Annotated in this window: 19 protein-coding genes, 1 tRNA gene and 2 pseudogenes; 4 read left to right on the top strand and 18 right to left on the bottom strand. The window is 72.6% G+C overall.

Annotated features, from left to right (window positions below; all coding sequences use genetic code 11):
- Window positions 1-76 precede the first annotated feature (76 nt).
- Entirely contained in the window at window positions 77-1,606 is a 1,530-nt protein-coding gene (locus ACZZ9K_RS16120) for a CYTH domain-containing protein (RefSeq protein WP_463444586.1), read from the bottom strand.
- Window positions 1,607-1,664: 58 nt separating this feature from the next.
- Here ACZZ9K_RS16120 and ACZZ9K_RS16115 point away from each other — a divergent pair, with 58 nt between their 5' ends.
- Window positions 1,665-1,937 carry a mycoredoxin gene (locus ACZZ9K_RS16115; protein WP_027464730.1) on the top strand — a complete coding sequence of 91 codons (273 nt, stop codon included), beginning with the start codon at window positions 1,665-1,667 and terminating at the stop codon, window positions 1,935-1,937.
- A gap of 104 nt (window positions 1,938-2,041) precedes the next feature.
- On the opposite strand, the pseudogene ACZZ9K_RS16110 reads toward ACZZ9K_RS16115, so the two are convergent.
- Window positions 2,042-4,167: pseudogene (locus tag ACZZ9K_RS16110) on the bottom strand (DEAD/DEAH box helicase).
- A gap of 452 nt (window positions 4,168-4,619) precedes the next feature.
- Window positions 4,620-5,864 (bottom strand): phosphotransferase enzyme family protein, encoded by a 1,245-nt coding sequence (locus ACZZ9K_RS16105; RefSeq protein ID WP_071405569.1) that lies wholly within the window; start codon window positions 5,862-5,864, stop codon window positions 4,620-4,622.
- Window positions 5,865-5,944: 80 nt separating this feature from the next.
- Between ACZZ9K_RS16105 and ACZZ9K_RS16100 the strand changes: the two genes are divergently transcribed.
- From ACZZ9K_RS16100 to ACZZ9K_RS16090, 3 genes are all read left to right on the top strand, one after another.
- Complete coding sequence (locus ACZZ9K_RS16100; RefSeq protein WP_463444585.1) at window positions 5,945-7,576, top strand: FUSC family protein; 1,632 nt, start codon at window positions 5,945-5,947, stop codon at window positions 7,574-7,576.
- Window positions 7,577-7,653: 77 nt separating this feature from the next.
- Window positions 7,654-8,331: a response regulator transcription factor gene (locus tag ACZZ9K_RS16095; RefSeq protein WP_017885962.1), complete on the top strand. Its 678-nt coding sequence runs from the start codon at window positions 7,654-7,656 to the stop codon at window positions 8,329-8,331.
- Complete coding sequence (locus ACZZ9K_RS16090) at window positions 8,328-9,839, top strand: sensor histidine kinase (protein WP_138802854.1); 1,512 nt, start codon at window positions 8,328-8,330, stop codon at window positions 9,837-9,839. Before ACZZ9K_RS16095 ends, ACZZ9K_RS16090 begins: the two co-directional genes overlap by 4 nt.
- Window positions 9,840-9,867: 28 nt before the next feature.
- Here the strand turns inward: ACZZ9K_RS16090 and ACZZ9K_RS16085 are convergent, their stop codons facing one another.
- The 15 genes and pseudogenes from ACZZ9K_RS16085 to rplU form a co-directional block, all read right to left on the bottom strand.
- Entirely contained in the window at window positions 9,868-13,278 is a 3,411-nt protein-coding gene (locus tag ACZZ9K_RS16085) for an error-prone DNA polymerase (protein WP_138802853.1), read from the bottom strand.
- Window positions 13,279-13,312: 34 nt separating this feature from the next.
- The gene (locus ACZZ9K_RS16080; RefSeq protein WP_463444584.1) at window positions 13,313-14,941 is read right to left on the bottom strand and encodes a DNA polymerase Y family protein; all 1,629 of its coding nucleotides are present in this window, start codon (window positions 14,939-14,941) and stop codon (window positions 13,313-13,315) included.
- Window positions 14,938-15,807 carry a hypothetical protein gene (locus tag ACZZ9K_RS16075; RefSeq protein WP_463444583.1) on the bottom strand — a complete coding sequence of 290 codons (870 nt, stop codon included), beginning with the start codon at window positions 15,805-15,807 and terminating at the stop codon, window positions 14,938-14,940. Before ACZZ9K_RS16075 ends, ACZZ9K_RS16080 begins: the two co-directional genes overlap by 4 nt.
- 46 nt (window positions 15,808-15,853) lie before the next feature.
- Complete coding sequence (locus ACZZ9K_RS16070; protein WP_463444582.1) at window positions 15,854-17,371, bottom strand: anthranilate synthase component I family protein; 1,518 nt, start codon at window positions 17,369-17,371, stop codon at window positions 15,854-15,856.
- A complete protein-coding gene (locus ACZZ9K_RS16065; RefSeq protein ID WP_463444581.1) occupies window positions 17,350-18,273 on the bottom strand; it encodes an aldose 1-epimerase family protein in 924 nt (307 codons plus the stop codon). Before ACZZ9K_RS16065 ends, ACZZ9K_RS16070 begins: the two co-directional genes overlap by 22 nt.
- Before the next feature lie 79 nt (window positions 18,274-18,352).
- Window positions 18,353-18,425 (bottom strand) — tRNA-Ala (locus tag ACZZ9K_RS16060).
- A gap of 108 nt (window positions 18,426-18,533) precedes the next feature.
- Window positions 18,534-18,908 carry a ribosome silencing factor gene (gene rsfS, locus ACZZ9K_RS16055; protein WP_027464721.1) on the bottom strand — a complete coding sequence of 125 codons (375 nt, stop codon included), beginning with the start codon at window positions 18,906-18,908 and terminating at the stop codon, window positions 18,534-18,536.
- A 132-nt stretch (window positions 18,909-19,040) separates the two neighbouring features.
- Entirely contained in the window at window positions 19,041-20,525 is a 1,485-nt protein-coding gene (locus ACZZ9K_RS16050) for a hypothetical protein (RefSeq protein WP_138802849.1), read from the bottom strand.
- Window positions 20,522-21,121 (bottom strand): nicotinate-nucleotide adenylyltransferase, encoded by a 600-nt coding sequence (nadD, locus tag ACZZ9K_RS16045; protein ID WP_027464719.1) that lies wholly within the window; start codon window positions 21,119-21,121, stop codon window positions 20,522-20,524. Before nadD ends, ACZZ9K_RS16050 begins: the two co-directional genes overlap by 4 nt.
- Window positions 21,122-21,132: 11 nt before the next feature.
- On the bottom strand, window positions 21,133-21,333 hold the full coding sequence (locus tag ACZZ9K_RS16040; protein WP_035807661.1) for a hypothetical protein: 201 nt from the start codon (window positions 21,331-21,333) through the stop codon (window positions 21,133-21,135).
- A gap of 40 nt (window positions 21,334-21,373) precedes the next feature.
- Window positions 21,374-22,639, bottom strand: coding sequence for a glutamate-5-semialdehyde dehydrogenase (locus ACZZ9K_RS16035; RefSeq protein ID WP_138802848.1), 1,266 nt, complete (start codon window positions 22,637-22,639; stop codon window positions 21,374-21,376).
- A gap of 372 nt (window positions 22,640-23,011) precedes the next feature.
- Window positions 23,012-23,829, bottom strand: a pseudogene (gene proB / locus ACZZ9K_RS16030) (glutamate 5-kinase).
- Between the two features lie 7 nt (window positions 23,830-23,836).
- Window positions 23,837-25,399, bottom strand: a complete 1,563-nt coding sequence (obgE, locus tag ACZZ9K_RS16025; RefSeq protein ID WP_176708422.1) for a GTPase ObgE — start codon at window positions 25,397-25,399, stop codon at window positions 23,837-23,839.
- Window positions 25,400-25,503: 104 nt separating this feature from the next.
- Entirely contained in the window at window positions 25,504-25,755 is a 252-nt protein-coding gene (gene rpmA, locus ACZZ9K_RS16020; protein ID WP_017885976.1) for a 50S ribosomal protein L27, read from the bottom strand.
- A gap of 12 nt (window positions 25,756-25,767) precedes the next feature.
- Entirely contained in the window at window positions 25,768-26,076 is a 309-nt protein-coding gene (rplU, locus tag ACZZ9K_RS16015) for a 50S ribosomal protein L21 (protein ID WP_027464715.1), read from the bottom strand.
- Between the last annotated feature and the right edge of the window lie 26 nt (window positions 26,077-26,102).

The raw sequence follows: 26,102 nt of genomic DNA, 5'->3' as shown, positions 1-26,102 counted from the left end.
GGTCGGGTCCGAACGCGGGACCCGACCTCTTCTGCTCACCAAGCGACCAGCGGCGCACGCAGCGCCCGCACCCCGATCACACGCGGTTGAGCGCGTGCACCGCCTCGTCGTAGGACTCCTCGGCCAGGCGCACCCGGTCCCCCGCGAGCACCCCGTACCCGAACGTGCCCTCACCCCCGCGCTCCGCGATCGCCGCGTTCGCCCGCAGGATGTCGAGGGCGTGCAGGGACCGCACCCGTTCGGTCAGCACGTCGGCAGCGGTGCCGATCCGCTTCCACAGCGCGTGCGGGAACGCGTCGTCGCCGAGCACGTCCATCGCCATCCGGGCGCGCATCGTCTCCTGCCACGCGGCCTCGGTGGTGGTCCGGTCGGCGGCCTCGCGCTCGGCGGCGGTGTCCGAGGTGTCGTCGGCCACGGCGGCCCGGACGAGCTCGCGCACACGCGGCTTCACGTCGGCGCCGACGTCCTGCGCGACCTGCTTCGGTGCGCGGAGCGACCACGCCGTCGGCGCCGGGCGCTCGGCAGCGTCGTCGAGGGCGTCGAGCAGTTCGAGGAACGGCTCGCCGTGCAGGAACGCGACGACGTCCCGCACCGCCTGGTCGCGACGTTCCCGGGTCGAGGCGAGGATGCGCTCGCGGGTCCTCGCGTCGACCAGGTCGTCCTGCGCCGGCGACGACGCCCGCGGCAGCCGGTTGATCAGGTACTCGGCCAGCGCTGCCCGCGTGGTGACGCCCGCCAGGCCGTCCGCCGCCTCGGCGGCGCGGTCGACGGCCTCGCCGTCGGGGAACGCCGGGCGGTAGGCGCCCAGGATCGCGGCGATCTCGAGGGTGGTGTCGGCCGCCTGCCGGAGGTCGGCCGTGTCGCCGGAGCGGAGCCGGGCCTCCTGGCCGAGCAGCGCGACGCGCAGCTTGCGCACCCGCTTCGCCAGGATGCGTGCGGTCGTGCCCTTGGCCGGCTTCTCCTCGGTCTGGAGGCGCGGTGCCGGTGCTCCTGCCAGCCCGCGTGCCAGCTTGGACGCGACGGCGGCGGGGCCGGCGCCGACGGCCGCGAAGCGCCCGTCGAGGGCCGCGAACAGCTCGTGGGCGATCTGCGGGTCGACGCCGTCGACGGGCTCGATCTCGACCTCACGCCAGGTGCGGGGGGTCTCCGGAGCATCGTCGTCGAGGCGCTGGGCGGTGACCTGGTCGTCGGCGAGCTCGGCGATCTGGTCGCCGTCCTCGTCGAGCAGTCGGGTGACGGTGCGGGTGGTGGTGATCCGGACGACGGGACGCAGCCCGCGACCGCGACGCTCCGTGAAGAGCGCGGCGAGGACCTCGTCGGGCACCGTGTCAGGGTCGTCGGTCAGGGGGAACTGCTGCTCGTGGCGGACCGTGTCCGACTCCGAGCGCTTGATGTGCCAGCCGGCGTCGGGGCCGCCCGTGCGGCGGCGCACGGTCACCCGCGCCGCCACCAGGTCGTACCGCTCGGTGTCCCAGTAGGTCGCGTCCAGTTCGAACGGCTCCTGGTGCTCGGTGCGGAGGATGCCGCCCGCGCCGACGAGGTCGGGGAGGGCACCGCCCTCGGGCAGGTCGTAGGTGCGCTCGATCTCGAGGTGCGTGTGGCTCACACGCTCTTGTCTACCAGGCACTGCGGGGATTCCCCGCACCCGGGGTTAGCCTGCAGGGATGAGCGACACGATCACCCGCGAGCAGTTCACGCCCGAAGCCGGCGGCGTCACGATGTTCACCACCACGTGGTGCGGCTACTGCGCCCGGCTGAAGAACCAGATGTCGAAGGCAGGGGTGCCCTTCACCGAGGTCGACATCGAGCAGACCCCGGGCACCGCCGAGCTCGTCGCCGAGGTCAACGGCGGCAACCAGACCGTGCCGACGCTGGTGTTCCCCGACGGCACGACGGCGACGAACCCGTCCCTGGCCGAGGTGCAGTCCCGCATCTGAGCGGCGGCCCTCCGCAAAACACCGGTGTTCACGCTCCGAACACGCGCATGACGCGGTTCAGAGTGCGAACACCGGTGTTTTGCTGTCAGCGCCGCGCGCCAGCCCTAGCCGCCGAGCGCCTCGGTCAGCAGCGCAGCCATCGCGTCGAGCTGGATGTCACCGGAGTCGACGACCTCTTCGTCCGAACCGTCGAGCGCGCGGGCGGCCAGGGACGCCTTCGAGTCGATGAGCTCGGCGATCTTGGTGTCGATCGTCTGCGCGGCGATGATGCGCCACGCGGTGACGGGCTCTTCCTGGCCGATGCGGTGCACACGGTCGATCGCCTGGGTCTGCTCGGCGCTCGTCCACGACAGCTCGGCGAGCACGACGTTCGACGACACCTGCAGGTTCAGACCGACACCGGCCGCGGTCAGCGAGCAGACGATGACGGCGACGTCGGGGTCGTTCACGAACGAGTCGATCTCGGCCGTGCGCTGCGTCGGGGTCTGGTCGCCGCGGATCGTGGCGGTGCGCAGGCCGCGACGGGCGAACACCTCTTCCGCCTGGTCCATCACGTCGAGGTGCTTCGCGAAGAACACGACCTTGCCGACGTTCGAGGCGAGCTGTGCCGCGTAGTCGGCCGCGAGCTGGGCCTTGGCTCGGCCGATGCGGCGGACCATCGAGAACACGTTCTCGCCGGTCGACGAGGCGTCCTGGTCCTCGAGCTCCCAGCGCGCGACCTGGCGGACCAGCTTGTGGTCGATGCCGACGACCGGGTCCTGCCCGGTGCGGGCGTCGAGCGCCTGGTGGTAGCGGCGGACGAGCTTCGCGGTGAGCTCGCGCTCCGCGTCGCGGATGGAGCGACCCTCGTCACCGTCGAGCTCGACGGGGATGTCGGCGATCCGGCGGGCGGGGATGTCCGCGGCGACGTCGACCTTGCGGCGTCGGACGATGCCCTGGTCGATGACGGCACGGCGGGCCTCGACGAAGAACCCAGGGTCGGCCGGCGTCAGACCGATCTCCTCGAGCTCGTTCATGAGCTTCGCGCGCGGCTTCTTGTCGTCGATCCAGCCGAGGTACTCCCAGATGGTGCGGAAGTCCTCGACCGAGTTGATCAGCGGGGTACCGGTCAGCGCCATGAGCAGCGGCGCGGCGGTGCGCTGCCGGATCCGCTCGGCGATCTGCAGCACGAACCGGGCGCGCTGCGAGTCCTTGTTCTTGATGAAGTGCGCCTCGTCGACGACCATCCCCTTGAACCCGAAGTTGCCGAGCCACCCGGCGTGCCGGTCGAGGATCTCGTAGTTCACGATGACGATGTCGGCGAACCCGTCGAGGTCGTTGCCATCCCCGTGGATCACCGTGGCGCGGTGGTTCGGCACCCAGCGCTCGGCTTCGCGCGCCCAGTTCGTCTTGACGACGTTCGGCACGACGACGAGCAGCGGGAACGCGTTCGCGGCATCGGCGGCGAGCAGCGACTGTGCGGTCTTGCCGAGGCCGGGCTCGTCTGCGAGCAGGAACGTGCGGTGCCCCTGCGCGGCGGCGACGACGAGTTCCGCCTGGTGCTTCATGAGCGTGGTGCCCGAGCGCGAGTGCAGCGTCGTGGGCTCCGGCAGCGGCATCGACGCCGCTCCCCGCCCGCGCCGTACTCGAACGACTTGAACAGCGGTCCGAACAGTTCCCAGTTCGCCAGGCGACGCGGGTGTGCGACGGGCTGGTCGGCGAGGGCGAAGTCCGGCGGCATGAACGGGTTCGCGAGCTGGCGCTGCACGACCGCCTGCGGCACGACGGCCCGCACCGGGGTCTCGACCACCGCGGCCGGCTCGGACGCGATGACGAGGTCCTCCGGCTGCAGTTCCATGCCGCCGGCGATCATCATGTCGCGCTTGACCGCACGCGTCGCCTCGGACACCTGGACCTCTTCGGCGAGGAGCTGGATGACGCTGGTGTCGCGCGCCGCCGTCTTCGCCAGGATCGTGGCCACGCCGTCGAGCCGCTTGAGCTGCTCGGCGCGCTGCGCGTCGGTGAGCTCCGTGTCGGCCTTCACCCGTGCGCGCTCTTCACGCATGAGCAGGGCGACCGCCTGGAACTTCGTCCGGTTCGATGCCTTGAGCGGTCCGCGCTGTGCCGCGGCCTCGACCTCGCGCACAGCGCGGGCGAGGACGGGGATGACGCCGTCGTTGTCCAGCGGCCTGGTGCGACGTGACGCGGTCCGCGTCCCGCCGGCAGCACGCCGGGTGCCTGATCGAGCCAACGCTCCTCCTGTTCCGCCCACACGTCGGGGCGATCCGCCCGTGGGGCGGGAAGTCCTGCACCGGGGCCTGGCGCGGCTCCGGTTCGGCTGCGGGCCACCGTGGCCCACCGCATCGCCGGTCCCCGCATCGGGACGTCCGGTGGACTCCCGCGAGCCGTTCCACACGAGCACCTGCCGGGAGCAGGTTCGGACGGTCCGCGCCGGGATCCGGCGTCGTCGCACGCACGTGATGCCCCCTCGGGGCGGTCACGGCCCGGTCCCCGCGTCGATCAAGTGATCGACGGCTGCGTCCGGAATCGACGCGGCACGCGGGAACGCGGTGCGTGCGCGCTCAGTTTACTCCCGGACCACCGACAGAGGCGACCGACGCGTTGCCCGCGCGCGTCGCGACGGCGGACGGGAGGCCCGTGGCGGGCCCGACCCGCGCCTCCCGTCCGCTCTTCGGTCGCCTCTCAGACCTGCGGTGCGGACCGCGGGCGGGTCGAACCACCGGTCGGGAGGCTCGGGGCAGCGTCCGCCAGGGCGGCCTGCGTCGCGGCGAGGAGCTGCTGGGCGGTCTGGATCCCGTTGGCGGAGCCGGTGGTCGCCTGACCGCCGGCGTGGGCGAGCAGCTGGGCGCCGATGGCCGGTCCGATGCGGTCGGCCTCGCGCGGGTTGCGCGCGACCCAGTCGCGGGCGATCGCGTCGGCGAGGCGCTCGGCGGCGGCGCCGCGCTCGGCGTCGCCGCGGGACCGGTGCCAGAGCCCGGTGACCACGAGGTGGGCGACGACGGCGCCGACGTCACGGACCGGGAAGCCCCAGCCCGCGGTGTCGATGTCGAGCAGACCGGAGATGCGCCACGGCTCGTCCTCGTCGACGAACACCTGCTCCAGGTGCAGGTCGCCGTGCACGACCTGCTTGGTCGAGCTCGACCAGCCGATGGAGCGGCGGCCGATGGCGTCGTACAGGCGGTCGATCTCCTCGGCGTCGCGCGGCAGCGCGGCGATGAGCGTGCGACGGTGCCAGTCGGCGTGGTCCATCGCGTCGGCACGCGCCTGCTGGGTCATCGGGACGGTGGCGACCCGGCCGCTCAGCGCGGCGAGCGACGCCACGAAGCGGGGGTCGTCGGCGATGTCGAGGATCCGGCTGCCGGCGGGCACGCCGCGGATGCGCTCGAGCACGAGCAGGCCGTCGCCACGGCTGGACAGCACACGCGGCACGGGCAGACCGGCCGCGACGAACTGCTCGTGCGACTGCACGATCGGTGCGACCCGGTGCGGACGCACGATCTTCAGGAACAGCGTGCGCTCGGGGGCGTCCACGCGCACGACCGCGCGCTTGCCGGGCCGGTACGCCGCCACGGTGAGCACCGGGTCGGTGACGGGCATGCCGAGCGTGGTCAGCAGCTCGGCGACGGCGTCGCGGTAGGTGACCTGCGGCAGCACCGGCAGGCCGGGATCGTTCGGGTACGCCCACACCGACACCGGGTCGCCCGTCGCCGGATCGGTGACGATCGCGCTGTTCTGGTCGTGGGTGCCGCCGGTGTCGACGTAGGTCAGGACCGTGGCGCGCTGGCCGTTGCGGTCCACCGTGTCGACCTCGTAGCCGTACAGGTAGCCGTTGCCCGAGGGCTCGACGGAGTGCGCCCGCGCGGCCACCACGGAGGTCCCGGAGCCGGCGAAGGCCTGCGGGATGACGCGCTCATGGTTGGGCCACACGACATCAGTCAACCGTGTCGCGCGGGTTTCGTCGCGTTCGTGCACGGCTCGGCGCGCGGCCGGTGGCTACCGTGGTCGGTGTGAACCCGGTCGCGCGCCTCCGCAGCTCCAGTCGCACGCCGTTCCTGCAGGTCGTGAAGACCGCCGTCGCGGTGGTCGCAGCCGTGCTCCTCTGCCGCCTGGTCATCCAGGGGCCGTTCCCCACCTTCGCGGCGATCGCTGCCCTGCTCGTGGTGCAGCCGAGCATCAACCAGTCGTTCGTGAAGGGGCTCGAGCGGAGCGCGGGCGTCGTGATCGGCGTCGTGCTGGCCACCGGGTTCCACCTGCTGCTCGGCGACGGCGTGTTCGTCGTGCTGCTCGTCATCGTGCTCGCGATCCTCATCGCCTGGGCGCTCCGGCTCACCCCGACCTCGGCCACCCAGGTCGGGATCAGCGGGATGCTCGTGCTCACCGCCGGGGTCGTGACGCCGAACTACTCCGCCGACCGGATCCTCGAGACCGTGATCGGTGCGATCGTCGCCCTGGTCGTGAACGCGCTCATCGTGCCGCCCGTGCTGCTCGAACCGGCTCACCTCGCCGTCGCGCGGCTCGCCCGTGACACCGCGGTGGCGTTCGAGCGGATCGCGATCGGCCTGACCGAGGGGTGGGACCGCGAGCGCTGGGACGAGGCGCTCGTCGCCGCCCGGGCACTGCGGCAGCAGCACGCCAAGGCCGAGGCGTCCCTGGGGTCGGCGCGCGAGTCCCTGACGATGAACCCGCGCGGCGGCCGGCACCGGACGATCCTCGACCGCGATGTGGTGACCACCGACCACCTGCGCGTCCTGGTGACCCGGGTCACCGGGATGACCCGGGCGATCCGCGACAACACCGCACCGGACCTGCGCGACGACCCGGTGGTGCACGGCATCGCGACCGAGGTGGCACGGATCGGTGCGGACGTCCGGGCGCTCAGTGCGCGGGTCGAATCGACACGACTCGACCCGGTGGACGGGGCCGGCCGGGCGGACGCCGCTGCCTTCGGACCGGACGTCGAGCCGTGGGCGGAGGCCTCGGAGCCGGCGCTCACCGCGCCGCTCGAGGTGGTGCGGCCGAAGCTCCCGGCACTGGGTGCTCATCGGGGCGCTGCTCGAGGACATCCGACGGGTGCGTGGCGAGCTGCTCGGCGAGGACGACTAGTCAGTCCGGTTCAGCGTGCTGCGCAGGCCGCTCGGTCCGGTTCAGCGCGCTGCGCAGGCCGCTCGGTCCGCTTCAGCGCGCTGCGCATGCCGCTCGGTCCGCTTCAGCGCGCTGCGCATGCCGCTTCCGACGCCGTCCGGACGACGTCGGACCAGATCACCGCGGTCGGGACGACGTCGGTCGCGGTCGCACCTGGGATGCCGGCGTCGGCGTACCGGCTGATCTCCGCGACGACGGCCTCGGTGCCGACCTCGCGCGCAGCACGGCTCGCCACGTCCGGCACGGCCGTCCGCAGCTCCGCGACCACGCGGTCGCGCGGAGCGTCCTCCAGCTGCGCGAGGGCGCCGATGCCCTTCCACGCGGCGTCCAGTTCGGCGCGCAGGCGCACGATGGCCGGGTGGTCGATCGAGTCGTTCATGATCCCCCAGTGCGGGCGGCGCATCGGGTCGCGCTGTCCGCTGCCGGAGCCTAGCAACGAAGCAAGCGGCGCTCACGTCCCTAGAACGTGGGACAGACCGTTCTGCTCTGTCCTGTGACGAGATTCAGCGAGTCGGACCCGGAGAACGGCCCTCCGCGCCGGTTCGATGCCACGATGGGTTCGAGGAGGTCCACTATGCGGCTGTTGGTGGTCGAGGACGACGACGAGATGCGTGCCCTGATGGAACGCGGACTCGCGGCCGAGGGGTACCGGGTCACGGCCGTCGAGAACGGTGTCGAGGCGCTCATCGCCCTCGGCGAGCAGGCGTTCGACCTGGCGGTCGTGGACGTGATGATGCCCGGCATGTCCGGCTTCGAGCTCGCGCGGCGGATCCGTGAGCGCGAGGACCCCGTGCGGATCCTGCTCGTGACCGCGCGCGACGCCGTCGACGACCGCGTGTTCGGGCTCGACGCCGGCGCGGACGACTACCTCACCAAGCCCTTCGCCTTCGCCGAGCTCACCGCCCGGCTGCGTGCGCTCGGCCGTCGCGAGTCCGCCGGGGCTCCCCGCACGATCGAGGTCGGGGACGTGTCGATCGACTCCGAGGCGCGCCGCATCTCGATCAAGGGGCAGCGCGTCGCCGTGAGCCCCACCGAGTTCGCCCTGCTCCGACTGCTCGCCCGCTCCGCCGGCAGTGTCGTCGACCGCCCGAAGATCCTCGAAGAGGTCTGGGACGGTTCGCAGCACGTCGACCCGAACGTGGTCGAGCAGTACATCTCGTACCTCCGCAAGAAGCTCACCGCGCACGAGGCGACCGTCGCCATCGCCACGGTCCGCGGTCGCGGGTACCGCCTGGATCTGCTCGGGGCGTGAACGGGGCCGACGACGCCCCACGGTCGGACCGCCGACGCGGCGGTCCGATCCGGCCGCTGCGTCTGCTGTCGCTGCGTGCCCGGATCACGATCGGCTCGACGGCGATCGCCGCGATCGTCATCCTGCTGCTCGTCCTCGTGATGCGGTTCCAGGTGGTGAGCGTCGTCGCGAGTGCGACGCGCACGCTGCTCGACGCCGACGCCGACCCCTACGTCGCCACGCTCGAGGTCGACAGCGACCCCGACCTGTCGCCGCCGGGCAACGCGCAGCTCGTCGCCGTCGTGTCCCCGTCCGGCGAGATCGTGCTGTCGACGATGCCCGACCGTGTCGAGCAGGCGCTCGGCAGTCTGCGGTCCACCCCTGCCGGCACCTCGATCATCACCGTCTCCGGCTCGGAGTACCGCGTCGTGGTGGAGCACCCCGTCAACGAGGCCGGCCGCTGGACCGTCGTCGCCGCCCGCAACTCGCAGGCCGAGGCCATCGTCGTCGACGACCTCACGACGACCCTGTCCCTGACCGGCCTGGCGATCCTGCTCGCCTTCGGCGTGGCGTCCTGGGTGCTCGCGACCACCGCACTGCGCCCGGTGAACCGGATGCGCCGCGAAGCCGAACGGCTCTCCGTCGCCCCGGAGCGTGCCGAACTGCCGGTGGGCCCCGCACAGGACGAGCTGGCATCCCTGGCGACCACGCTCAACGCGTTCCTCGCCCGGACCCGGCAGGCGACCGAGCGCGAACGCCAGATGGTGTCGGACGCCAGCCACGAGCTCCGGACACCCCTGGCGATCCTGACGACCCAGCTCGACCTCGCCTCGCTCGACGGGAACGACGCCGCCGCCCTCGCCGCCCACATCGAACGCGCCAAGCACAGCGTCGCGCGGTTGTCGCGGCTGGCGAACGACCTGCTCGCGCTGTCGCGGATCGAGGAGTCCGAGCGGCGTGAACAGGACGGCGACCGACGACCCGAGACCGCGTGGTCGGACCTCGGCGACGAGGTGATGGCCGCGGTCGACCGCGTCCGGCTCATCGCCTCGGCGAAGGACGTCACCGTCGACTTCGACCTCGAGCCGCCCGTCGCCGTCGGCGGTTCCGGCCCGGGCATCGGCGGTGGCACCGTCGAACCGCGGTACCGGATCGACACCGGCGGGATGGCCCAGCTCGTCACGAACATCGCGGGCAACGCCGTGGCGGCACTCCCCCGCGGCGGCGGCATCTTCGTGTCCTGGCGGAGCACCGGCGGCGAGGGCGTGCTGCAGATCACCGACGACGGCCCCGGCGTCCCCGAGTCCTTCATCCCCGTGGCGTTCGACCGCTTCACGCGTCCGGACGAGGCCCGGACGTCCCGCCCGAACCCGGACCCGTCGACCGGTGTCGGCGCCCTGCCCGGCGGCTCCGGGCTGGGACTCGCGATCGTGCGTGCGGTGGCGGAACGGGCGGGAGGCACGGCGTCGCTCCGCAACGTGCCCACCGGTGGGCTCGAGGTCACGATCCGCCTGCCCGAGGTGCGCTGAGCACAACCACTCGCCCGTGCACGACCGCTCACTGGAAGTCCCGCGAGCGGGTGCGGACGGACAGCGACAGGTGCTCGATGCGGTCCGCCACCAGGTTGACGACCCCGTCGGGCGAGCGCTCGAGGATGCCCCGGACGATCACCGCCGGGGACTCCCGCGCCACCCGGCGGAAGCGCCCCCAGACCCCGACACTGCAGATGACGTTGACCAGCCCGGTCTCGTCCTCGACGTTCAGGAACGTGATGCCGGAGGCCGTCGCCGGACGCTGCCGGTGCGTCACGATCCCGCCGACCTCGACCCGTCGTCCGGTCTCGGCGGTCGCGGTGTCCTGCACGCTGAGCACCCGGCGGGCGGCGAGGCGGTCGCGCACGTGCCGGACGGGGTGGTCGTCGGTCGTCATGCCCGTCGACCACATGTCGGCGATGAGCACGTCCCCGCTCGTCATCTGCCCGAACAGCGGCGGCTGCACGAACACCTGCGTGTCCGGCAACTGGTCCGGACGTTCGGCGGCCGCCTGGGCAGCCGACCACATCGCACCGCGGCGGTCGATGTCGAAGGGGGCGAAGGCGTCGGCAGCGGCGAGTGCCTCGAGCTGCGGCGTGGTGAGCCCGACCCGTCGGGCCAGGTCCGACATGTCGCGGAAGGGACCGTTCGCGTCCCGCTCCGCGACGATCTTCTCGGCGCTCTTCCGGCTGAGCGACGCGACCTCGGCGAGCCCGAGCCGCACGGCGAAGGCACCGTCGCGTCGGTGGCTCGCGGTGTCGTCGGGGAGCGCCTTGGCGAAGGGCAGCACCGGGGGCTGCTCGGTGGCCAGGCACGCGTCGTCACCGGCAGGGGTGTCCCCGTCCGGCAGCGGTTCGAGCGTGGCGTCGACCCCGGACCGCAGGATGTCCGGTCGCAGCACGCGGACGCCGTGCCGTCGGGCGTCGGCGACCAGGGTCTGCGGTGAGTAGAACCCCATCGGCTGCGCCCGGAGCAGCGCCGCCAGGAACGCCCCCGGGTAGTGCAGCCGCATCCACGCGCTCGCGTAGACGATGAGGGCGAAGCTGATCGAGTGGCTCTCCGCGAAGCCGAAGTTCGCGAAGGCCTGGATCTTCGCGTAGATCGCGTCGGCGTCCGCACCGTGGATGCCGTTGTCCGCCATCCCCGTGTAGAGCTTGTCGCGCAGCCGGTCGATCTTCTCGTGCCCGCGCTTCGACCCCATCGCCCGTCGCAGCAGGTCGGCGTCGTCACCGGAGCAGTTGCCGACCGCGATCGCCATCTGCATGAGCTGTTCCTGGAACAGCGGGACCCCGAGGGTGCGTTCGAGCACGGGTTCGAGCGCCGGGTGCATGTAGGTGATCGGTTCCTCCCCCGTGCGCCGGCGGATGTACGGGTGCACCGCGCCGCCCTGGATCGGTCCGGGTCGGACGAGTGCGACCTCGATCACCAGGTCGTAGAACCGCCGCGGGAGCAGTCGGGGCAGGGTGCCCATCTGCGCGCGGGACTCCACCTGGAACACCCCGATCGTGTCCGCGCGGCAGAGCTGGTCGTAGACACCCTGTTCTTCCTTCGGGATGGAGTGCATCTCCCAGCGCTCCCCGCAGTGCTCTGCCGCCAGGTCGAACGAGTACTGCAGGGCCGCGAGCATGCCGAGCCCGAGCATGTCGAACTTCACGAGCCCCATGTAGGCGCAGTCGTCCTTGTCCCACTGCAGCACGGTGCGGCCGTCCATCCGGGCGTGCTCGATCGGCACGACCTCGCCCACCGGGCGGTCGGTCAGCACCATGCCGCCGGAGTGGATGCCGAGGTGCCGCGGGAACCCGAGGACGTCGCTCGCGAGCCCGACGACCGCCGGCGGGATGTCGTGGTCCTGGCTCTCGGTCACCGAGCCCCACCGCTCGACCTGCTTCGACCAGGCGTCCTGCTGCCCGGGGCTGTGGCCGAGCGCCTTCGCCATGTCGCGCACCGCACCCTTGGGCCGGTAGGTGATGACGTTCGCGACCTGGGCGGCGTTGTGCCGGCCGTACTTGGCGTACACGTACTGGATCACCTCTTCGCGGCGGTCCGAGTCGAAGTCGACGTCGATGTCGGGTTCCTCGTCGCGCATCGCCGACAGGAACCGCTCGAATGGCAACCCGTACCGGATCGAGTCCACCGCGGTGATCTCGAGCAGGTAGCAGACCGCCGAGTTCGCCGCCGAGCCACGCCCCTGGCAGAGGATGCCCCGACCGCGGGCGTACTGCACCATGTCGCGCACGATCAGGAAGTACCCCGGGAAGTTCTTCTCCTCGATCACGGAAAGCTCACGCTCGATGCGCTCCCGCTTGCGGGGGTCGACGCCGTCGGCGCTGCCGGGGTAGAACCGCCGGGCACCCGTCCACGTCAGCTCGCGGAGCCACGACATCGCGGTGTGTCCGTCCGGGACGTCGAGGTCGGGCAACCCGGGCTGCACGGTCTTCAGCCGGAACCCGAGCTCGTCGGCGAGTTCCACGGTCCGCTCGATCGCACCGGGGTAGCGCCCGAACCGTCTGGCCATCTCGGCGCCGGAGCGCAGGTGGGCGGTGTCGGCGGCCGGCAGCCAGCCGTCGATCTCGTCGAGGCTGCGGCGGGCACGCACCGCCGCGAGCGCGGTCGCCACCGGGAACCGGTCGGGGGTGGCGTAGTGCACGTTGCCAGTCGCGACCAGGGGCAGCGCGTGCTTCGCGGCGAGGGCGGCCAGGGCGTCGTTGCGGGCGCTGTCGAGCGGGTCGCCGTGGTCGAGCAGCTCCACGACGACGTTGCGGCTGCCGAACCGGTCGAGCAGCACCCGGAGCGCGGTCTCGGCGGCGGACTCGCCACCCTGCTCGAGGGCCTGCCGCACGGAGCCCTTCCGGCACCCGGTGAGGACGCGCCAGTGCCCGTCCGCCCGCGCGGCGAGGTCGTCGAGGTCGTACTGCGGGCTGCCCTTCTCGGACCCGGCTGCCAGGTGTGCGCTCGTCACCGCACCGGCGAGCCGGTGGTAGCCGTCCTGACCGTCGGCGAGCAGGAGCAGGTGCGAGCCCTCGGGGTCGGGCACACCGTTCTGCGGTTCGGTCAGCCCCAGGGACAGCTCGGTGCCGAACACGGTGCCGACCTGCGGGTACGACTCGGCGACCTCGGCCATCCGGGCGGCCCCGTAGAAGCCGTCGTGGTCGGTGAGCGCGAGGGCGTGCAGTCGGAGCCGAGCAGCTTCTTCGAACAGGTGCTCGGGCTGGCTGGCGCCGTCGAGGAAGCTGAAGGCCGAGTGCGCGTGCAGTTCGGCGTACGGCACCACGGGCCCGCCGTCGGTGTCGAGCGGTGACGGGACGTACGGCTCGCGCTTCCGCGACCACGCGGGGCTGTCGCCGCCGTCGCCGTCGTGCGCCGTGCCCGGGCTCCGCTTGTCGGACAGCGCGCGCTCGAACTGCGACCACGGGATGGGTGGGTTGCTGTAGCCCATCAGGTCACGCTCCTGTCGGTGGTGGTGGTCGGGGTCACGTCGCGATCGCCTCGGCCCACCAGCGGTGGTCCGCCAGCACCAGGTACCAGGCACGCCCCTCGGCGTCGACGAGCTGCAGCCGGTGCAGGCGTCGGCCGCCGGACTCCCACCACCGGACGACGAGCGGCCACGGACCCGCCCAGGCCGTCACGGCCGAGAAGCCGCCGCCCCGGTCGCCCTCGGCACGGAACCGTTCGGGTGCGCCGGACAGCACGCCACGCTCATCGACGTCGACGCTCGCACCACCGACGGCGACGACGTCGACCGGTCGGGGGCGCTCGAGCACGGTGGCGGGGGGCGGGCCGGGCAGCTTGCCGGGCCACGGGCGGTCGCGGACGGTCGCCAGGGCTCGCTCACCGCCGGCGGGTGCGTCGCCCCACGGCACGAGCACCACGCGCTCGGACAGGGTGCGGCCCCCGCCGATGCGCGGGCTCACCACACCGTCGTGGCCGACCATGCCCTGGATCCGGGCGAGGCCGTGGTGCACGCGCTCGTCCGGGCCGGAGCCCCACAGCCCGCGCTCGTGGTTCGCCATGTCGTCGACGGCGACCGGCTCGAGCACGACCGAGGTGACCGGCGCCTCGAGCCCGCTGGGGTCCACCCCGCCGGCGAGCTGCCACCGCACCCGGTCGACCACGTCGGCAGCGTCGAACCAGCGCGGGTGCGCCCAGGTCCGTTCGAGCAGGATGTCGCGCTCGTCGACGATCCCCACACGGATGGTCGTCGCCACGAGCCCCTCGGCCCGGAGTCGCTCGGCGAAGTCGTCGGCGGAACGCCGGAACGCGAACGCGATCTGGTCGGCGCGGTCCAGCGGGGGTTCGAACGACGCCTCGACCCGGAGTTCCGGCGGGATCTCCCGCGCCGCGATCTCGCGGGGGTCGCGGCCCCCGGCCAATCGGTGCAGGAACGCCCCGGCCACGCCGAAGCGGTCCCGCACCTGTTCGTCGCCGAGTGCCGCGAAGTCGCCGAGCGTGGTGATGCCGAGCCGGTCGAGCACCGTCGTGAGGTCGGGGTCGCCGAGCACACCGAGCGGCAGGTGCGCGAGGAAGTCCGCCGATCCCCCGACGGGCACGAGCCGCACCCGTTCACCGGGACGCACCGGACGGGCCCGGGCGGCCTGGTCCGCCGCGAACGGGGTGTCGGCCACCCCGGCCCGCACCGCGGGGGCGCCGTGGTCGGCCGCGATGCCGGCAAGGGTCGCCGCTGCCGCGCGCTCACCGCCGTAGTACCGGGCCGGGCCGCGGGCGCGGAGCGCGAGGGTGCCCGGCCGCAGCACCTCGACCCCGGGGACCGCAGCCTCGACCGCACGGATGACGGGCTCGAAGGCGCGGTGGTCGAGGGCGTCGTCGTAGGGCTGCACGAGGAGCTCGGGGCATCGTGCCTGGGCCTCACGCACGCGGAGCCCCCGCACGACACCCTGCTCACGCGCGGACGCGGAGCTCGCGAACACGAGCCCCTTGGCGGTCAGGGCGAGGGGCTGCTCCGGCGGGGTGCCACCGGCCCGAGCCGCCGCGATGACCGGCCAGTCCGGGCACCAGAGCACGATCGTCCGGGTCGGGGGTGGTTCGGGCAGTGCCGCCCCACGCGTGATCGCGTCGGTCCGGACGCGCCCGGAGGCGATCACGACGCCACCGCCACGGGCCGCAGCACCCGGGTGTCCCCGGAGACCACCGTCGGCACCGGTGTGGCGGCCCGGACCGCACCGTCGGCCGCGGGCAGGAGCAGCTCGGCGGTCGCCGGACGCACCGCGCCGGCTCGCCCGGTCGCGGTCACGGTGGCCAGGCGCTCCGTCAGGTGGCCGTGGCCCTGACCGATGCCGCTCCACGTCGAGGACGTGACCCGCAGCGTGACGTCCGCCCCGGGCCAGGAGCCGAGCGCGACGAGCGCGCCGCCGCGCTGTCGCAGCCGAGCCGACAGCCGTGCCACGTCGCCCGGCACGACCCGGCCGAGCGGTCGGGTGAGGACGATCTGGGCGACGTCGGCCATCGCCGCCGTCACGGCGAGCCACTGGTCACCGGGATCGGGGACGAGCACGAGTCGTTCGAGGTCGATCCCCGCGGCGGCGGCGGCTTCGATCCCGAAGGACGGCACCCCGACGACCGCACACCACGCCCCGGCCGCCGAGGCCGCCTGCAGCATCGTGATCGCGAGCAGCACCGACTCGGGGACGGCGTAGGTGCCACCGACCCGGATCGCGCCACCGGGCAGCAGGGGTTCGAGTGCCGGGGCCGTGGGGAGCCCGGCGGTGTCGACCCGCGTGGACTCCATGTCGGCCACCCGGGACCGCAGGGACGTGATGCGGTCGAGCGCGGCCCGGGCATCGCTCAGGTGGTCCGGCCCACGGCGCGCACCGCCACCGCCCGCACCGCTGCCACCGCGTGCAGCACCGCTCCGCCCGCCCCGGTCCGGGGTGGGCGACCGGAGTGCCGCCGCCGTCTGCATGCCCTCATATTCGAACATGTGTTCGATGATGTCAATCGCGTCCGACATCCGTGGACAGTCCTGGTCGAACACGTGTTCGGATCAGGGCATCAGCTCACCAGCTGGCGACCGACCCGACTCCGCCGAGCACCGACCGCGTCTTGGTCTCGACCTCGTCCGCCTCGTCCGCGGGCACCGACGACCAGGTCACCGCTCCCCCGGCTCCGAGGGTCCGGGAACGCACCGCCCCCGACTCGTCGAGCACGGTCACGAGGCTACGGATCGCCACCGACAGGTCGGCCGCCCCGCTCGCCGAGAAGTACCCGATCGCGCCCGAGTACACCCCGCGCGGCGCCCCCTCGAGCCGGTCCGCGATCGCCGTGGCACTGCTCTTCGGCGCCCCGGTCATCGACCCCGGCGGGAACGCCGCGTGCACCACGTCGGCCCGAGACGTCCCCGGCGGCAGCACCGCCCCGATCGTCGAGACCAGCTGGTGCACGCTGGCGTACGTCTCGACGGCGCACAGCCGCTCGACGTGCACCGACCCGGGCACCGCGGTCCGCAGCAGGTCGTTCCGCAGCAGGTCGACGATCATCACGTTCTCGGCGCGGTCCTTCGGGCTCGCCGCCAGGTCGTCCCGCGCGGCTGCGTCCGCCACCGCGTCGGCGAGCCGCCGCCGCGTGCCCTTGATCGGCTCCGCGAGCACCGCTCCGGCCGCGTCGATCCGCAGGAACCGCTCCGGTGACCGGCTCGCCACGCGCAGCGGGCCGAGCCGCAGGAACGCACCGAACGGGACGGGGTCGGACGCCCGCATCCGCAGGTACTCGTCCAGGTGCGGGTCCGTACCGGGGCCGCCACGGGCCTCCTGTCCGACCGCGAAGGCGGTGGTGAGGCAGACCTGGAACGCGTTCCCCTCGCGGATCTCCGCGCGGCACACGTCGACCGCCCGCTCGTAGGCGGCACGCGTCACGCGTCCGGTCGCCGTGGACACCCCGGCCGGGAGGCCCGTGGCCGCGTCCACGACACCGACCGACGTCGCGGGGGTGCGCATCTCCTCGAGCCACGCGCGGTTCCGCGCGCTGGCCGCCGGTTCCGCGTCGGCGACGAGCGCGAGCGCCCAGGCGCCACCGGTGTGGTCGACGACGACGGCTCGGTCGACGAACCGCAGGTCGGCGTCGGCGTGCCCGTCGGCGGTGCGGTCCGGGCCGCCGGACTCGCGGCCGAGCTCGTAGCCGAGGAACCCGACCCAACCCAGCGCGAACCCGCACCCGACGACCGGCTCGGGCAGGCTGGGCGTGCGTCGGAGCAGGTCAGCCAGCACCGCGAAGGCCGGACGATCCTCGGATCGGGCGGGCCCGAACCACTCCTGGGCGGGCGCGGCGACCGTCAGGTGCGCACGACGGTCCTGGTGCCGGAACCGGGCGGCGAACGGCCCGTCCGTCCACGCCAGCACGGACCACCGCGCCCGGGGTCGAGCCGTGGCGGGAGCACCGTCGGGCAGGCCGGAGTCGAGCCACACCACGTCCCCGGCGACCTGCGCCACCACGGCCGCGAGGTCGGGGACCGGGTCGAGTCGGCGGACCTCGACGCGGACGCCGGGGTCGGGGGTGCTCAGATCGCGGCGATCGTCCATGCGGCGGCGTGCGAGGCACCGGGCGCGAGCACCACGAGGCCGCGGTCCTCGCCGTCGTTGAAGGCGTCCGGGGCGCACGTCATCGGCTCGACGGCGAGACCGGCGCGGTGGTACTCGGGGACGACGTGGTCGGCGGTGTGCACCTGGGCCCAGCCGCACTCCGGCCCGAAGCTCGCACGGACCCCGTGACCGTCCGCCGCCGTGACCGCGATGGTGGCGAGGCCGGCGGCGTCACGGTCGAAGCCGGTGAAGGCGTGGTCGATGAACCGGTCGCCGATCAGTGTGGGCGTGCGCAGGTCGAACTCGTCGTGCACGGGGACCAGGTCGGTCGGGACGAGCCGGTCCGGCGTCACCTCGAGCACCTGGGCGGCGGGGAGCGTCAGGGTCCAGTCGTCGACGGTGCCGGCACCCGCGACGAGGTAGGGGTGCGGGCCGGTCCCCCACGGCGCGTCCTCGGCGCCGGTGTTCGTCCCGGTGATCGTGGTGTGCAGCCCCTCGGCGTCGAGCCGGTACTCGACGGTGACCTCGACGCGGTACGGGTAGCCCTGCTGCGCCTGCACGGTCGTGGCGAGCACCACGCGGTCGTCCGCCTGCTCCTGCACGCGGAAGTCCGTCCACGCGACGAGTCCGTGCAGGGCGTGGTGCCGTGCGGGCTCGGTGAGGGCGAGCTCGTGGTCGACGCCGCCGAAGGAGTACTCGCCGTCGACGATCCGGTTCGGCCACGGGGCCAGGACGGCACCACGGAAGACCGGGCGGACCTCGTCGGCGTCGAACGGGACGACCAGGTCCCGGCCCTCGTGCCGCAGGGTCCGCAGTGTCGCTCCGACGGTGGCGATGTCAGCCGTGTACCCGGCGGAGGCGATCGTCAGCGGGGACCCGGACAGCGGCGCGTCGTTGCTCATGCGCTCAGCGTATCGGGCCACCGAGGCCTGACGGGCGCACGAAAAACCCCGCCGTTCCGAGGAACGACGGGGTTGAGGGTGGATCTGAGGGGACTCGAACCCCTGACCCCCTGCATGCCATGCAGGTGCGCTACCAGCTGCGCCACAGACCCAGATCGTGCTGCTTCCGTACCAACCGGTTCCCCGGAGGCACCATAGAAGCGTACACCATGCGCACGCCGGGCAACGAAATCGAAGCCGTCACCCGGGCGCGTCGCTGATCAGGCGGTGTGGTCCACCGGGAGCTCGAGCGGGATCGTCGGGCAGTCGGCCCAGAGACGCTCGAGCGAGTAGTACTGACGGTCTTCGTCGTGGAAGACGTGCACGATGATCTCGCCGAAGTCGATGAGGACCCAACGGCCCTCGGTACGGCCTTCGCGGCGGAGCGTCTTGGCACCGAGCTCGAGGAGGCGCTCCTCGACGGCATCGGCGATGGACTGCACGTTGCGCTCGTTCCGACCGGTTGCGAGCAGGAACACGTCCGTGAGCTGCAACGGCCCGGTCACGTCGAGAGCGACGAGGTCCTCGGCCTGCTTGGCGTCGGCCGCGAGTGCTGCGGCCTGCACGAGTTCCAGTGCGCGAGTGGAGGCGGTCACGGATTCCTTCCGGTCGTCGAACCGACGGACAGCCGGTTCGCTTGATGGGTCACGATCATAAGCCACCCCGCCGACAGCGGCCAGGCCAGGGTCGGCGGGGTGGTGGAGAACGGACGTCGGGGACGGCAGCGGTCAGCCGCCGAACGCGTGGGTGGTGAGCAGTGCGGTGATGATGACACCGGCCGCAGCCAGTCCGACCGCGCCGACCGTGACACCGAGGATCAGCGGCGTCCGCGACTCCTTCGGCTTGGCGGCGGCGAGCACGACCTGGCGGGTCGAGGTGTGGCTGGACACCGCGCGGCTGGCCCGGACCGGGCTGGCATCGGTGTCGGGCTGCTCGTCCTGCTGCTCGAGCAGGCGGTCGACCTCGGCGCCGTCGATCGGCCGGTGCGACCCCGTCGACGACAGCGATGCCGGCAGGTCGATCGACCCCGTCAGGATCACCTCGCCCGTCGCGTTGAGGGCGCCCGTGGGGTCGGCCAGGGCCGAGTTCGGCAGGATGATCGCGTTCGTGTTCGTCACCGCGACGCGGCGGGTGCCGGTCTCGGCGTCGTGCACCTCGGAGTCGTTCGAGTCGTGCGCCTGCTGCGACCAGTGGCCGGCGGGCGGCGCGAAGGCCGTGGTCACCGGCTTCGGCTCGGTCGGACGCTGGAACGCGGCGGGGACCTTCGGGGCCTCGGTCGCGGGCTCGGGCAGCGGCACCTCGTTGGTGTCGTCGTCCTCGGCGTCGAGCGAGAGCGGGAACACCGCTGGGGTCGCTGCTGCGGTGTTCGTCGGGATCGGCACCGGCGTGACGGCGGGCTGCGAGCCGGCGGCGGGAGCGGGAGCGTCGTCGGCCGAACGGGCCGGAGCGTCCTCGGACGTCTCGTCCGCCGGGGCGACGTCGGTCGTCTCGTCCGCAGGGGCGTCAGTCACCGGCGCATCGGACTCGGGGACGTCGGTCGCCGGTGCGTCGGAGTCGGTGACGTCGGCGGGCGGCGACCACGTCGACCGGTGGCGGCGGGGCTCCTCGGCGTGCGCAGCGGCCTCGTCGAGGGGCTCGAGCGCGTCCGGGGAGCCGTCGGCCTCTGTGGCCTGGGCGACCGCGGCCTGGTCGAGGACCGTCGGGGCAGCGGGCTGCTCGTCGTGCGCGGCCTCGGCGTCCGGAGCGCTCTGCGGCGCGGCCGTGGGGTCGATCGTGTCCACCGACCCGAGGACGTCCTCGACGGTGCGGTCGGACGACTGGGGCGTGGGGTCCTGCAGCGGGACCGGCTGCACCGCCTGGCGCTCGGCGGCGCGGAGCTGCCGGATCTGCCGACGGGTGAGCCCACCGCTGCCGGGGACGATCTCGGTCGCGGAAGCAGGCGGGAACGGCGGCACACCGGCCGCGGACCCCGATGCCGGGACGGACGGGGCAGAGGCCGGAGCGGCCTGCGCCGAGGCCGGCGTGGACGACTGGGCGGGGCCACCGGGGGCCGGGGCGACGTGCGACCCGGGACGGCGGGACTCGGGAGTCTCGGCGGCGGGTGCGGCGACGGTCGGGGGCGGCGTCGCGGGCTGCGAACCGGCCGCGGCGGCACGCTCCCGCTCGCGCGCCTGGCGCCGCGACAGGGGCGGCTGCGCGTCGGACGAACTCATGCAACGCTCCGATACAGATGGTGCTTGGAGATGTACTGGACGACACCGTCGGGAACCAAGTACCAGACGGGGAACCCCCGTCGAACCCGGTCACGGCAATCCGTCGAGGATATGGCCAGTGCAGGGACTTCGAGCAAGCTTACGTCCCGCTCGGGCAATCCGGTGAGGCTCAAGGCGTGTCCCGGACGCGTCACGGCCACGAAGTGCGCGAGGTCCCAAAGACCATCATGGTCTTTCCAGTCGACGATCTGCTGAACGGCGTCTGCGCCCGAGATGAAGACGAGCTGGGCATCCGGTCGCTGTTCGTGCAGGTCCCGCAGGGTGTCGACGGTGTACGTCGGCCCCGGGCGGTCGATGTCCACGCGGCTGACGGTGAACATCGGGTTCGACGCGGTGGCGATGACGGTCATCAGGTACCGGTGCTCGGCGTCGGTGACGTCGGACTTCATGTACGGCTGTCCGGTGGGGACGAAGACGACCTCGTCGAGGTCGAACGCCCGCGCCACCTCGGACGCCGCGACCAGGTGCCCGTGGTGGATGGGGTCGAACGTGCCACCCATCACGCCGATGCGTGGCCGTCCGGTGGTCTCGAGCATCGAGTGGTCGGTCAGATCTTGGTGTGGCCGAACTCGTCGACACCCGTCTCGTGGTGGCGGGTGGCCTCGAACTTCTGGGAGTGGCGGTAGGCCACGTCGCGGAAGCTCCAGGTCACGAAGCCGAGGAAGATGAAGAAGAGGGCGCCGACCATGGGGAACACGAACGCGGGCGCCCCGGAGGCGTGCTCAGCAGCTTCTGCGAGGAGGGTCATCGTTCGTGCTCCGTTCGGTCGGGGAAAGACGCCGTTCAGTCTAGCCGCGGATCTGCCCGGAGCCGCGCACGATCCACTTCGTGCTCGTCAGCTCCGGCAGGCCCATCGGACCGCGCGCGTGCAGCTTCTGCGTCGAGATGCCGACCTCGGCCCCGAAACCGAACTCGCCGCCGTCGGTGAACCGGGTCGACGCGTTCACCATCACGACCGCCGAGTCGACGGTCGCCAGGAACCGTTCGGCGGTGTCGACGTCGTTCGTGACGATCGACTCCGTGTGGTGCGTCGACCACCGTGCGATGTGCGCCATCGCCGCGTCGACGTCGGGCACGACGCGGATCGACAGGTCGAGGTCCATCGACTCGGTCGCCCAGTCGTCGTCGGTGGCGCGGAGCACCCCGGGCACGATCGCCCGCGTGGCGTCGTCGCCGCGCAGCGTCACACCGGAGGCCCGCAGCCGGTCAGCCAGTACCGGCAGGAGTCGTTCGGCGGCGGCCTCGTGCACCAGGAGGGTCTCGAGGGCGTTGCACACGCTCGGCCGCTGCACCTTGCTGTTCAGGACGATGTCGACCGCACGCTGCTCCGGCGCGGAGGCGTCGAGGAACACGTGCACGACGCCCGCACCGGTCTCAATGACGGGCACCTGCGACTCGGTGACGACGGTCTGGATGAGTGCGGCGCTCCCCCGCGGGATCAGCACGTCGACCAGGCCGCGTGCGCGCATGAGCTCGGTGGCACCGGCGCGGCCGAACTCGTCGATGGTCTGCACCAGGTCGCGGGGCAGGCCGACCGACTCGACCGCGTCCTGGATCCGGGCGACGAGCACGGCGTTCGTGTGCTGGGCCGCCGATCCGCCACGGAGCACGACGGCGTTGCCCGACTTGAGCGCGAGCGAGGCGATGTCGACGGTGACGTTCGGGCGCGCCTCGTAGACCGCCCCGACGACACCGAACGGCACGCGCACCTGGGTGAGCTGGAGTCCGTTCGGCAGCTGCGACCCGCGCACGTGCTCCCCCACGGGGTCGGTCAGCCCGACGACGTGCTCGACCGCGGCGGCGAGGGCCTCGATCCGGACGGGGTCGAGTCGCAGCCGGTCGAGCAGCCCGGACGAGAGTCCGCCGTCCTCGCCGGCGACGAGGTCGTCGTGGTTCGCGGCGACGATCTCGTCGGTCGCGGCACGCACCGCCGAGGCGATCGCACCGAGGGCCGCGTCCTTGACGGCGGTCGTCGCGGTCGCGAGCGCCGACGAGGCGGCCCGTGCGGCCACGAGCTTGTCGGTCAGGGTCGGGGCGGGCGCGATCGACGACATGGACCGATTGTAGGTCCGCGGCGAGCCCGTGTGACGGACGCGCCCACAGACCCTGCTGACGGGTCAGGACACGTCGTACCAGGACCGCCGAGCGGTCGCAGATCGTCGCTCCGCGACGCCCGCGCCGACGGTTCCCGACCACACGACCGCACCCCGACGGCGAGTCGTGACCGCCTGGAGGCCCGCCACCGGTCCAGGGACCCGCACCGGGCCTCCAGGCAGTCGCGTCCACCCCGCCGACCGGACACGACACGTCGCGTCACGCCCGCCGAGCGGTCGCAGATCGTCGCTCCGCGACGCCCGCGCCGACGGTCCCCGACCAGTCGGCGCAGTCCCGACGGCGGATCGTGACCACTCCGGGCGCAACCCGCCTCAGGGGCGCGGCGCGGCGTGGAACCAGGTGCCGAGGTGCTCGCCGGCCAGCGCACGGTCGACCAGCGCAGTGTCGGTCACGAGCACAGCGGTGCCCGCCTCGGCCGCGAGCCGCGCGGCGGCGACCTTGGTCCCCGCTCCCCCGGTGCCGACGCCGGCGGTGCCGATCGAGCCGAAGGTGACCCCGGCCAGCTCGTCGCCGAACGGCACCTCGTCGATGCGGGTCGCGCCGGGCTGCTCCGGGGTGCCGTGTAGAGCGCCTCGACGTCGGAGAGCAGCACGAGGGCATCGGCCCCGAGCAGCCGGGCCACCAGGGCCGCGAGCCGGTCGTTGTCGCCGAAGCGGATCTCGTGCGTGGCGACGGTGTCGTTCTCGTTCACGATCGGCAGCACGCGCAGCGCGAGCAACCGGTCGATGGCGCGCTGGGCGTTCACCCGGTGCGTGGGGTTCTGCAGGTCACCGGCGGTGAGCAGGATCTGCGCCGCGACGACACCGTGCCGGTCGAGTTCCTTCTGGTACCGGAACATCAGGACGTTCTGCCCGGTGGCCGCCGCAGCCTGCTGGGTGGCGAGGTCGTCCGGCCGGCCTTCGAGCCCGAGGAACGGGAACCCGGTCGCGATCGCACCGGACGACACGAGCACGACCTCCGTTCCCCGGCCGTAGGCGGCGGCCAGGGCGTCCACCAGGGGGCCGATCTGGCCGGCGGCGTCACCGCTGACCGAGGACGAGCCGACCTTGACCACGATCCGCCGCGCACGCGGGATGTCCTCGCGCCGGGTGACGGGTCCGAGGTCGGTGCGGGCGGTCGTGTCGGTCATGCCGCGGTCAGTCCTTCTGGTCGCTGGTCTCGACCTGCTCGCTGGTGCCGAGCTGGTCGCTGGTCACCACGTCGTCGTCCACCCAGAGCCCGGAGACGCGCTCCTGCTCGAGCTCGGCACGGGCGGCCGCCTTGGCGTCCATCCGCTCGAAGTACTCCTCGCGCCGCTCGTTGCGGGTCGGACGCGAGGTCGCACCGATGCGGGCGTCGGTGCCACGGGCGCTCGTGATGAGCTCCGCGGTCGACGTGAGCGTCGGCTCCCAGTCGAACACCATGCCGCCGTCGCCACCGATGACGACGGTCGAGCCGGCGACGGCTCCGGCCTTGAACAGGCCGTCCTCGACGCCGAGCTTCGCGAGCCGGTCGGCCAGGTAGCCGATCGCCTCTTCGTTGGTGAAGTCGGTCTGCTGGACCCAGCGCTCCGGCTTGGCGCCGCGGACGCGGTAGAAGCGGTGCTCCTCGCCGCCCTCGGCGCGCACGGTGAACGGCTTCTCGTTGACCGAGCGGGGGCGGAGCACGATGCGCTCCGGCACGGGCTCTGCCGCACGGGCGGCGCGGGCCTGCTCGACGATGTCGGCCAGGGCGAAGGTCAGCTCACGGAGCCCCTTGCGGGACGCCGTGGAGATCGGGAAGACGCGGTAGCCGCGGCCCTCGAGCTCGGCGGTGACGAACTCGGCGAGCTCCTGCGCCTCGGGTACGTCGATCTTGTTCAGGGCGATGAGCTGCGGGCGCTCGAGCAGCGGCACCTGGCCCTCGGGGACCGGGTAGCGCTCGAGCTCACCGAGGATGACGTCGAGGTCGCTGATCGGGTCGCGGCCCGGGTCGAGCGTGGCGCAGTCGATGACGTGGAGCAGCGCCTCGCACCGCTCGACGTGGCGCAGGAACTCGAGGCCCAGGCCCTTGCCCTCGGACGCGCCCTCGATCAGACCGGGGACGTCGGCGACGGTGAACCGGGTGTCGCCGGACTCGACGACACCGAGGTTCGGGGTGAGGGTCGTGAACGGGTAGTCCGCGATCTTCGGCTTGGCGGCGGAGACGGCTGCGATGAGCGAGGACTTTCCGGCGCTCGGGAACCCGACGAGGGCCACGTCGGCGATGGTCTTCAGCTCGAGGCTGATGTCCCCTGCCCAGCCCTCGGTGCCGAGGAGCGCGAAGCCGGGGGCCTTGCGCTTCGTGGTGGAGAGCGCCGCGTTGCCGAGGCCGCCCTGTCCACCGGGGGCCACGACGACGCGCATGCCGGGCTCGGTGAGGTCGGCGATGACCTCGCCGGACTCGTCGTACACCACGGTGCCGACGGGCATCGGGAGTTCGAGGACCTCGCCGCTGACACCGCTGCGGTGGTCGCCCATGCCGGGCTGCCCGTTCTTCGACGAGCGGTGCGGTGAACGGTGGTAGCCGAGCAGCGTCGTCACCTGCGGGTCGGCGACGAGCACGATGTCACCGCCGTCACCGCCGTTGCCGCCGTCGGGCCCGGCGAGGGGCTTGAACTTCTCACGGCGGACCGACACGCAGCCGTTGCCGCCGTGCCCCGCGCTGAGGTGCAGGGTCACGCGGTCGACGAAGGTCGCCATGGGTCCACTCCTGGTGTTTCGTTGTGCCGACGGGATCGTCGGCGGGAAAAGCGAAGGAGGGGCGGGCACTCGGCCCGCCCCTCCAGCTGCAGTCGTTCGAACGACTACGCGTTGACGATGTTGATGACCTTGCGGCCACCCTTGGTGCCGAACTCGACCGAACCGGACGAGAGGGCGAACAGCGTGTCGTCGCCACCGCGGCCGACGTTGGCGCCCGGGTGGAAGTGGGTACCGCGCTGGCGGACGATGATCTCGCCGGCGTTGACGACCTCGCCACCGAAGCGCTTCACGCCGAGGCGCTGTGCGTTCGAGTCACGACCGTTGCGAGTGGAACTCGCACCCTTCTTGTGTGCCATGAGTTGACTCCCTTACGCGATCTTGGTGATCTTGACGCGGGTCAGCTCAGCGCGGAAACCCTGGCGCTTCTTGTACCCGGTCTTGTTCTTGAACTTCTGGATGATGACCTTGGGACCACGGAGGTCGTCGAGCACCTCGGCGGTGACGGTCACGTTCGCGAGCTCGGAAGCCGCCGACGTGATCTTGTCACCGTCCACGAGGAGCACGGGGGCGAGGTCGATGTTGCCCTTGTCGTCCGCCTTGGCACGGTCGATGGTCAGGATGGTGCCGACCTCGACCTTCTCCTGACGGCCGCCGGCGCGCACTACTGCGTAAACCACGTGGAAATCCTTACGTAACTCTGCTT

Source organism: Curtobacterium sp. AC268, assembly GCF_979258745.1.
This window is presented reverse-complemented; position numbering and strand designations above follow the sequence as displayed.

What these genes read in the sequence shown, in the direction of transcription:
- obgE (WP_176708422.1), bottom strand. Translation starts at nt 25,399, where the DNA reads ATGGCGACCTTCGTCGACCGCGTGACCCTGCACCTCAGCGCGGGGCAC.
- nadD (WP_027464719.1), bottom strand. Translation starts at nt 21,121, where the DNA reads ATGCTCGAGACCACCGGACGGCCACGCATCGGCGTGATGGGTGGCACG.
- ACZZ9K_RS16095 (WP_017885962.1), top strand. Translation starts at nt 7,654, where the DNA reads ATGCGGCTGTTGGTGGTCGAGGACGACGACGAGATGCGTGCCCTGATG.
- ACZZ9K_RS16075 (WP_463444583.1), bottom strand. Translation starts at nt 15,807, where the DNA reads ATGTCGGACGCGATTGACATCATCGAACACATGTTCGAATATGAGGGC.
- ACZZ9K_RS16115 (WP_027464730.1), top strand. Translation starts at nt 1,665, where the DNA reads ATGAGCGACACGATCACCCGCGAGCAGTTCACGCCCGAAGCCGGCGGC.
- ACZZ9K_RS16070 (WP_463444582.1), bottom strand. Translation starts at nt 17,371, where the DNA reads ATGGACGATCGCCGCGATCTGAGCACCCCCGACCCCGGCGTCCGCGTC.
- rpmA (WP_017885976.1), bottom strand. Translation starts at nt 25,755, where the DNA reads ATGGCACACAAGAAGGGTGCGAGTTCCACTCGCAACGGTCGTGACTCG.
- ACZZ9K_RS16085 (WP_138802853.1), bottom strand. Translation starts at nt 13,278, where the DNA reads ATGGGCTACAGCAACCCACCCATCCCGTGGTCGCAGTTCGAGCGCGCG.
- ACZZ9K_RS16040 (WP_035807661.1), bottom strand. Translation starts at nt 21,333, where the DNA reads ATGACCCTCCTCGCAGAAGCTGCTGAGCACGCCTCCGGGGCGCCCGCG.
- ACZZ9K_RS16035 (WP_138802848.1), bottom strand. Translation starts at nt 22,639, where the DNA reads ATGTCGTCGATCGCGCCCGCCCCGACCCTGACCGACAAGCTCGTGGCC.
- ACZZ9K_RS16050 (WP_138802849.1), bottom strand. Translation starts at nt 20,525, where the DNA reads ATGAGTTCGTCCGACGCGCAGCCGCCCCTGTCGCGGCGCCAGGCGCGC.
- ACZZ9K_RS16065 (WP_463444581.1), bottom strand. Translation starts at nt 18,273, where the DNA reads ATGAGCAACGACGCGCCGCTGTCCGGGTCCCCGCTGACGATCGCCTCC.